This window comes from Paraburkholderia sp. (assembly GCF_035656215.1).
In the GTDB taxonomy this organism is placed as follows: domain Bacteria; phylum Pseudomonadota; class Gammaproteobacteria; order Burkholderiales; family Burkholderiaceae; genus Paraburkholderia.
In genome coordinates, this window is the sequence record NZ_DASRSY010000357.1 from 1 (window position 1) to 6,983 (window position 6,983).

Below are 6,983 nucleotides of genomic sequence, written 5' to 3' on the forward strand. Positions count from 1 at the left end.
CGGCCTTCCACCACCGCCGAAGGCCGCACCGGCAGCGCCGTCGAATATTTGATCTGCTCCATCGCAAAACTCGAGCTCACGTCATACAGCGGCACGGCGGCGATCAATAGCTTGTAGACACGATCGTAGTCGTCGATATCCGACACCACCACGCGCAGCAGGTAATCGGTTTCGCCGCTCATCCGGTACACCTCCACCACCTCCGGAATCGCCTGCACAGCACGCGTAAAAGTCTGCGCCCAGGCCTCGGTGTGCTGATTCGTGCGCACCGCGACAAACACGGTCGTGCCCACGCCAAGTTTGCGCGCATCGCACAGTGCCACCTGCGCGCGAATCACGCCCGTCTCTTTGAGACGCTGCAGGCGCTTCCAGCAAGGCGTTTGCGACAGGTTCACGCGCTGCGCCAGCTCGGCGATCGGCATGGTTGCGTCTTCCTGCAACAGCTCAAGCAGCTTCCGATCGATGATATCCATTCCCATCATCACACCTCTATAGGAAATTATTCTACTTTTAAGACTCCAAGGGGAATTATATGGAAACTCTTTCTCCAGGCAAACGGGTATAAATGTGTCTATCAAAAATAGCCGATAAGCAGCCCTACCGCTGCGCAGCGATCATGAGCCAAGACCTCCGTTCAGCATCCGTCACCCGTTCCGCCGTCAACGCCGCGCAGTTCGCCGAGGCGAATGAAACGCCCTCGCACGCACACCGCAGCGCGCCGCTCGCGCATCTGTGCGACGCGCTCGACGCGATGTTCGAAGCCTGCGTGAAATTCCCCGAGCCGTCGGATTCGACCTTCTTCGCGCGCAGCATGCGCATCGCGCTTGCCGAAGCCGCGGCGAATCCCGGCTTGCTCAACCCGGCGCAACGCGAAGGCTCCGCTGAAAATTACCGCCGTCATCTGCTGGCCGCCGATCCGCATGGCCGCTATGCAATCGCCGCGCTCGTGTGGCAGCCACACCAGGCGAGCCCGGTGCATGCCCATCACACGTGGTGCGGCTACGCGGTGCTCGACGGCACGCTGAGCGAAACGGTCTTCGAATGGAATGGCGCACAGCACTGCGCCAGCGCCACCCGCACACAAGCGCTCAATACCGGCGCCGTGTCATTTGTGCGCGGCGGAAGGGGTGGCATTCACCGGCTGGGAAATTGCAGCGACGCGCCTGCTGTCTCGCTGCATATTTACGGTGTCGCGGGTGCGCAGATCGCCACGCACGTCAACGACATCGTGCGCGCAACCGACGCACCCGCGCTCGTCTGAAACGCGCCTGTAGCGTAATCAGCTTTTACCGCCCGCCTCACCTGCCGTCGGGATCTGCGGTGGAATCGGCGCGGTCTGCCCGGTCGGCGGCGGCGCCGGACGCGGTTCGTGCGACACATCGCGCGCCACCGCCGCGGCAGCGTGCGCGGCCCGCGTCGAAGCAGCCGTCTCAGCATGCGCGTGCACATGCGGCCCGATCCCGGACATGTCATCGTCCTGCAGAGGCTGTCCTTCACTATCCTTCGACGACGTGTACACACGCATCTGCGGCACCGGAATCTCGATACCGGCTTCGTCCATCTTGCGTTTAAGCCTCAGATTGAAGGCACGCGCCACGCTCCATTGCTGTAATGGCCGCGTCTTGATCTGCCCTTTCACGACCATCCAGTTCGGATCAAAACGGTCGAGCCCCCACACTTCGATCGGTCCGAGCATTTCGCGGCGATAACGGAAGTCAGCCATCAAGTCGGCGCCGACTTCGCGAATCAGTTGCGTGATCTGATCGACATCCGTCGAAAACGACATTCGCACTTCAAACACCGCATAGGCGAAGTCGCGCGAAAGATTCTTGACGATCTTGATCTGCGAGAACGGAATCGCGTGAATCGCCCCTTGCCCATCGCGCAAGCGGACAGTGCGGATCGACAGATGCTCGACGGTGCCCGCGTGACCGCCGTCCACATCGATCCAGTCGCCGACCGAAATCGTATCTTCGATGATGATGAACAGGCCGGTGATCAGGTCGGTCACGAGCGACTGCGCGCCGAAGCCGATCGCAAGGCCGATCACACCGGCGCCGGCCAGCAGCGGCGTCACATTGATACCCAGATTCGCGGCCGTGACGATGCCGGCAATCGTCATGATCGTCACCAGCAGCACGTTGCGCAGCAGCGGCAGCATCGTGCGCGCCCGCATGCTCGGATTGCGCGACTTGTTACGCGGACCGCCCGGATTGAGGGCTTCGGTAATCGCAGTGTCGACCAGAATCCACAGAAGCCACGAAATGAACACCGTTGCGATGATCGCAGTCACGGCATGCGCAATCCCGCGCGCCGCAACGTTTTCCTCGACGACTTCCGCGAGCGACACACCCCACAAACGCGCCGCCAGTTCGAAGAAGAACAGCCAGATGAAAAGCGTCAACAGCGTGCCGCAAAAGCGCAGCAAGCGCGTCAGATACGGCGAGCGGCGGCGGGCACGCGGGCTGCGCGGGCGCGTCATGCGCAGCACGATGGCCGACAGGAAGAATGCGAACACCAGCAACAGCGCGGTCACCACCGAAATCTGCAGCACGTTTTCGCTGGAGCCCGAGCCGCCGAGCGTGGCCACCACCGATGCGGCGGCGAGCACCAGCACCGGCACGTGCCAGAGCGAGGCGAGCACGTCGAACGCGTCGGTCGCGGCCCTGTGATCGTGGCGCTGCTCGTAAGGCCGGTTGCGAATCAGATGCGCGATGGGCCGGCGGAACGCCAGCGCGAAATAGCCGGTAAGCACGGCGGCCGTCATGTTGGCGGCCGTCGAAATCAGGGCCGCGAGATTCGATCCGAGCTGATGCTCGACGTCATAGTTGACGGCCGCATCGCCAAGCGCGGCGCATACGCCCACCACGAACAGCACGCGCCGCGCGTGATCGATCAGCAGGCGCACCGCAATCCGCCGATGCCCCGAGCCGAACAGCGAAAACATGATCAGGCAGATCGCCGAAAACACCGCGCCCGCGACGATCGCATAGGCGACCACCATGCCGAGCGTGCGACCGAGCGCATCGGGCATGGCGCGCACGAACAGCAGCGCCGCGAGAAAGGCCACGATCCACGGGCCGACGCGGCGCAGCGCGAAGATAAGCAGCTCGCGCGTGCTGGGATTCGGGTTGAGTCCCATGAGAATACCGAAGCGCCGGTATAGCCGGTGTTGCGCGTAAATCAGCGCGCCGGCGCACGCGCCCCAGCCGGCCAGCATGGCAATCATCGAAAAGACAATGCGACCGAAGCTCTCTTTGCCTTGGCCCGAGACGATCGTGTAGAGCTCGTTGGCGGCCGCATTAAAGCGTCCGCCCCAATAGCGCACCGGCGTGCGGCCCTGATGCACATCGGATTCGAACGACGCGATACCCGACGCAATCGCGCCGAGCAAGCCGGGACTCGGTTGCGCGGGCGCGGGCGGCGCGACGTTTTGCGAGACCTCGCGCAGCTTTTTAAGCTGGGCGACGAGCGCCGTGCGCTGCCGGTCGTTGTCGAGCGTGGCGATCACGCTGTCGAGTGAGCGCGCCAGTTCCGCCTGGCTCGCGGGCGACGGCGCGGAGGCCGCTTCGGCGGCAGAAGCGCCCGAGGCGGCAGACGCAGGCGTCGCCGTCGCGCTATTGATCAGGCTCTGCAGTGCCGGAATGACCGGCGTGCCGGTGCCGGCAGCCTGGGCAGTCGCGGGCATCCACCCGATGCCGAGGATCAGCGCGAGGCAGACCGTGGCCGCCCATGCGCCGAACCACGCCGCGACGTGAGCGCGGCTTCCGGAATGACTGAACGAAAAATGAAAGTCGGCGTGAGTCGCCGGTTGGCCGCCGTTGGACGGGGCGGCCCGGGACTCACGCCGCAACGGGCATGACTGCATGGCGATCCGTGAGAAAACGGGAGACGCCAGTGTAGCCGCAGTTTTACCGCTGGCGACCGAACATGCGTAACCGATTGTTAGGCAGCTTGCGTAAATTCGGGGATTTGCGGGCCGCCCTCATCCCCTCGAACGGCCGCTACGACGCACGCAACGAGCCGCGCGCGGTCCTGCTTCGTCGTTAAGGCTCAATAAGCGACCGTCGCGATCTGACGGACAAAACGGCTCTGTTCCAATTCATCGACGAAGGCAATTGCGTAATCTTCCGCGGAAATGCGGCTATTGCCCTCGGCGTCGGCCAGAAGCGTGTTCGCGCCCGTGCGGAACGTGCCGGTGCGCTCGCCCGGGGCGATCAGCGCGGCTGGAGCAAAGAAAGTCCAGTCGAGGTCGGTGACGCCGCGGTAGTAGTCGAATGCATCGCGATGGGCCAGTGCGATCGGTTTGTAGGCGTCCGGGAAACCGTCGGTATCGACCAGTTGCTTGCCCGGCGCCACTTCGAGCGAACCCGCGCCACCCACCACTACGAGGCGCTTCAGGCCCGCTGCGCGTACGCCGTCGACGAGCCCATGGGTCGCCCTGGTCAGCGCCGCGAGATCGCCTTGCGGCGGCGCAAACGCGCTCGCCACCACATCGTGCCCGCGCACCGCGGCGCCGACGCTCGCGGCGTCGAGCAGATCGGCCTGCGCAGCTTTCAGATTCGCCACATCCGCCGGCACGCGCGCCGGGTTGCGCGCCAGTGCCGTCACCTGATGTCCGCGGCGGCCCGCTTCCGTGGCGATCCGCGAACCAATCGTGCCGGTGGCGCCAAACAACGCGATTTTCAACTGTTTGCTCATTTCGATACTCCGGTCATTAGCTTATATGTAACTACATTGATTACATATAGTGTGGAAAAAAGAGGGGCTCGGGCCCCCGTCCGTTCTCATGCACGCGCGTCTTGACTACATCGCACGCACCCTTCTGTACTGCTTCTTGACTACGTCATCCATGCGAACGCCGTTTGCTTTCACGCGTCCGTTCGGCGCGTACCACGTCGGCGGTGGCGTCGGCCAGCGTGCGTGCGCCGAGCGATGCTTCCAGGGCTTGCTGCGCTTCGTCGATGATGTCGCGCAGCACGACCTGGATATTTCGCCCCACCATGCACGCCGGATTCGGCTCCTCGCGATGCATGGCGAATAATTGTGCGTCGTCCACCGCACGATACACCTCGAGCAAGCTGATGTCCTCAGGCGCCCTGGCGAGCAGCGCGCCGCCGCCCGCGCCGAGTTGCGAGGTAGTGAGACCCGCCTCGGCCAGCATGGTCAACAAACGCCGGATCAACGCCGGATTCGTATTCACGCTGCCCGCGATCATCTCCGACGAGAGCGGCACGCCCTCCTGCAACGACAGCAGCGCCAGCACGTGCACCGCAAACGCAAACCGGCTACTCGTATTCACAGTAAACCTGCCCGGCGACGACAATATGTAACTATAGTAATTACATTTAATCCGGCTGTCAATCCGGCTGTCAATCCGGCTGTCAAACAGACGCACGCACAGGCCGCCATCTCACTTGTCCATCTGCTTTTGCGCATCGCTGGAATCGCTCGACGCCGACGAAGAAGCCGAAACGCTCGCCGACGACGCCGAACTTTGCGCCGACCACTCCTGCAACTTGCGCCCCGCCGTCTCGAGGCCCTGGCCGGTCAGCGCCGCCGCCTTGCCGAGTTGCGCGTTCGTCGCGCTTGCCGCACCTTGCAGGTTGGCTTGTGCGCTCGATGCCAGCGAGGCTGGATCGATCGTGATCGACGGCGCAGACGCCGATTCGAGGTTCTGCTGGGTGGCGGCCTTGGTTGCATCGACCTGCTGGCCGACATAGCTGGCGGCCTGATCGAGCTTCTGGCCGGCGGCTTGCGCCGCGTCGTTGAGCTTGCCGGCGACCTGCGCCGACGCATCGTTCTTCTGACAAGCCGTCAGGCCGCCGAACATGAGGGCGACAACAGCGACGCGACGCAACAACGGTGAACGAATAGATAAAGTCATATTTGAGTGTGAGCCGCGTTGAGCGGCTTCCGCATGCGAAAACGCGCCAATGATACGCCGTCGAACCTCCGTCGCGGTTCTGTCAAATGCGTTGGAGTAGACTGCGTGAGCGTTCGATGTGTTCCGTTGATCAATTGGAGGCATGCGATGGCAGCAAAGAAGATTCTGTTCCTGACCGGCGACTTCGCCGAGGATTACGAAACGATGGTGCCGTTTCAGGCACTGCAGGCGGTCGGCCATGTGGTCGACGCGGTCTGTCCGAACAAGAAAGCCGGCGATAAGATCAAGACCGCAATCCATGATTTCGAAGGCGACCAGACCTACACCGAAAAGCCTGGCCATCAATTCACGCTCAACGCAACGTTTGAAGACGCCGATCCCCGTCAATACGACGCGCTGGCAATCGCGGGCGGACGCGCGCCAGAGTATCTGCGACTCAATCACAAGGTGATCGAACTCGTGCGGCAGTTCGCCGAAGCGGGCAAGCCGATCGCCGCGATCTGCCACGCCGCGCAGCTGCTGGCCGCCGCCGACGTGATTCGCGGCAAGCGCATTTCCGCCTACCCGGCCTGCGCGCCCGAAGTGAAGCTGGCCGGCGGCGAGTACGCCGACATTCCGGTCGATGCAGCAATTACCGACGCCAATTTCGTCACCGCTCCCGCATGGCCCGCTCATCCTGAGTGGCTGCGTCAATTCCTCGTGCTGCTCGGCACGCGGATCGAACTCTGATCCTGAGGCGAGCGCGTTGCCCTCGCGGCAATGCGCGCTCGCCAGCACACACCCGCATTTGAGAATAATCCGATAGTTTGCAGCGGAAGGCTTTTCTATAGTCGCCGGTTGACTTGGGAGCCTTTTTCGATGGAACTGACTGATTGGATCGTCATTCTCGCCGTCACGTTGATGGCGATTGCTTTTTTCTGTGCGCGCACACCGGCCAACTGGTCGCGAGAAAACCGCGCACGACGTCTGGCGGGCACGCGCATGCTGGTACAAGCGGCGTGCGCGCTGTGGGGGGCGCTATTGATCGTCGCACGCGGCCTGCTCGCCCTGGACGGCTTGCCCGGGCTGCATCCCGCGCCGCTCGAGGCACTCACGG

General features: G+C 63.3%; 8 protein-coding genes. 3 read left to right on the forward strand and 5 right to left on the reverse strand.

The genetic code is table 11. The features are described 5' to 3' along the window. On the reverse strand, nt 1-479 hold a 479-nt coding region (locus VFE81_RS21000; RefSeq protein ID WP_325046440.1), incomplete at its 3' end, for an Lrp/AsnC family transcriptional regulator. A gap of 137 nt (nt 480-616) precedes the next feature. Here VFE81_RS21000 and VFE81_RS21005 point away from each other — a divergent pair. Continuing rightward, on the forward strand, nt 617-1,261 hold the full coding sequence (locus VFE81_RS21005) for a cysteine dioxygenase (protein WP_414695630.1): 645 nt from the start codon (nt 617-619) through the stop codon (nt 1,259-1,261). Between the two features lie 18 nt (nt 1,262-1,279). On the opposite strand, the gene VFE81_RS21010 is transcribed toward VFE81_RS21005, so the two are convergent. The 4 genes from VFE81_RS21010 to VFE81_RS21025 form a co-directional block, all read right to left on the reverse strand. Then, nucleotides 1,280-3,868, reverse strand: coding sequence for a mechanosensitive ion channel family protein (locus VFE81_RS21010; protein ID WP_325046441.1), 2,589 nt, complete (start codon nt 3,866-3,868; stop codon nt 1,280-1,282). A gap of 185 nt (nt 3,869-4,053) precedes the next feature. Next, nucleotides 4,054-4,701: an NAD(P)-dependent oxidoreductase gene (locus VFE81_RS21015; protein ID WP_325046442.1), complete on the reverse strand. Its 648-nt coding sequence runs from the start codon at nt 4,699-4,701 to the stop codon at nt 4,054-4,056. Nucleotides 4,702-4,846: 145 nt separating this feature from the next. After that, the gene (locus VFE81_RS21020; protein ID WP_325046443.1) at nt 4,847-5,302 is read right to left on the reverse strand and encodes an Rrf2 family transcriptional regulator; all 456 of its coding nucleotides are present in this window, start codon (nt 5,300-5,302) and stop codon (nt 4,847-4,849) included. A gap of 111 nt (nt 5,303-5,413) precedes the next feature. After that, the gene (locus VFE81_RS21025; protein ID WP_325046444.1) at nt 5,414-5,887 is read right to left on the reverse strand and encodes a hypothetical protein; all 474 of its coding nucleotides are present in this window, start codon (nt 5,885-5,887) and stop codon (nt 5,414-5,416) included. Nucleotides 5,888-6,034: 147 nt separating this feature from the next. Between VFE81_RS21025 and VFE81_RS21030 the strand changes: the two genes are divergently transcribed. Both VFE81_RS21030 and VFE81_RS21035 read left to right on the forward strand, forming a co-directional pair. Then, the gene (locus VFE81_RS21030) at nt 6,035-6,616 is read left to right on the forward strand and encodes a DJ-1/PfpI family protein (protein WP_054034667.1); all 582 of its coding nucleotides are present in this window, start codon (nt 6,035-6,037) and stop codon (nt 6,614-6,616) included. A gap of 129 nt (nt 6,617-6,745) precedes the next feature. After that, nucleotides 6,746-6,983 (forward strand): hypothetical protein (locus VFE81_RS21035; protein ID WP_325046445.1); only part of this gene is annotated, 238 nt, incomplete at its 3' end.

Excerpts from the sequence above, each read along its gene's own strand:
- VFE81_RS21015 (WP_325046442.1), bottom strand. The coding sequence starts at position 4,701 with ATGAGCAAACAGTTGAAAATCGCGTTGTTTGGCGCCACCGGCACGATT.
- VFE81_RS21025 (WP_325046444.1), bottom strand. The coding sequence starts at position 5,887 with ATGACTTTATCTATTCGTTCACCGTTGTTGCGTCGCGTCGCTGTTGTC.
- VFE81_RS21010 (WP_325046441.1), bottom strand. The coding sequence starts at position 3,868 with ATGCAGTCATGCCCGTTGCGGCGTGAGTCCCGGGCCGCCCCGTCCAAC.
- VFE81_RS21005 (WP_414695630.1), top strand. The coding sequence starts at position 617 with ATGAGCCAAGACCTCCGTTCAGCATCCGTCACCCGTTCCGCCGTCAAC.
- VFE81_RS21030 (WP_054034667.1), top strand. The coding sequence starts at position 6,035 with ATGGCAGCAAAGAAGATTCTGTTCCTGACCGGCGACTTCGCCGAGGAT.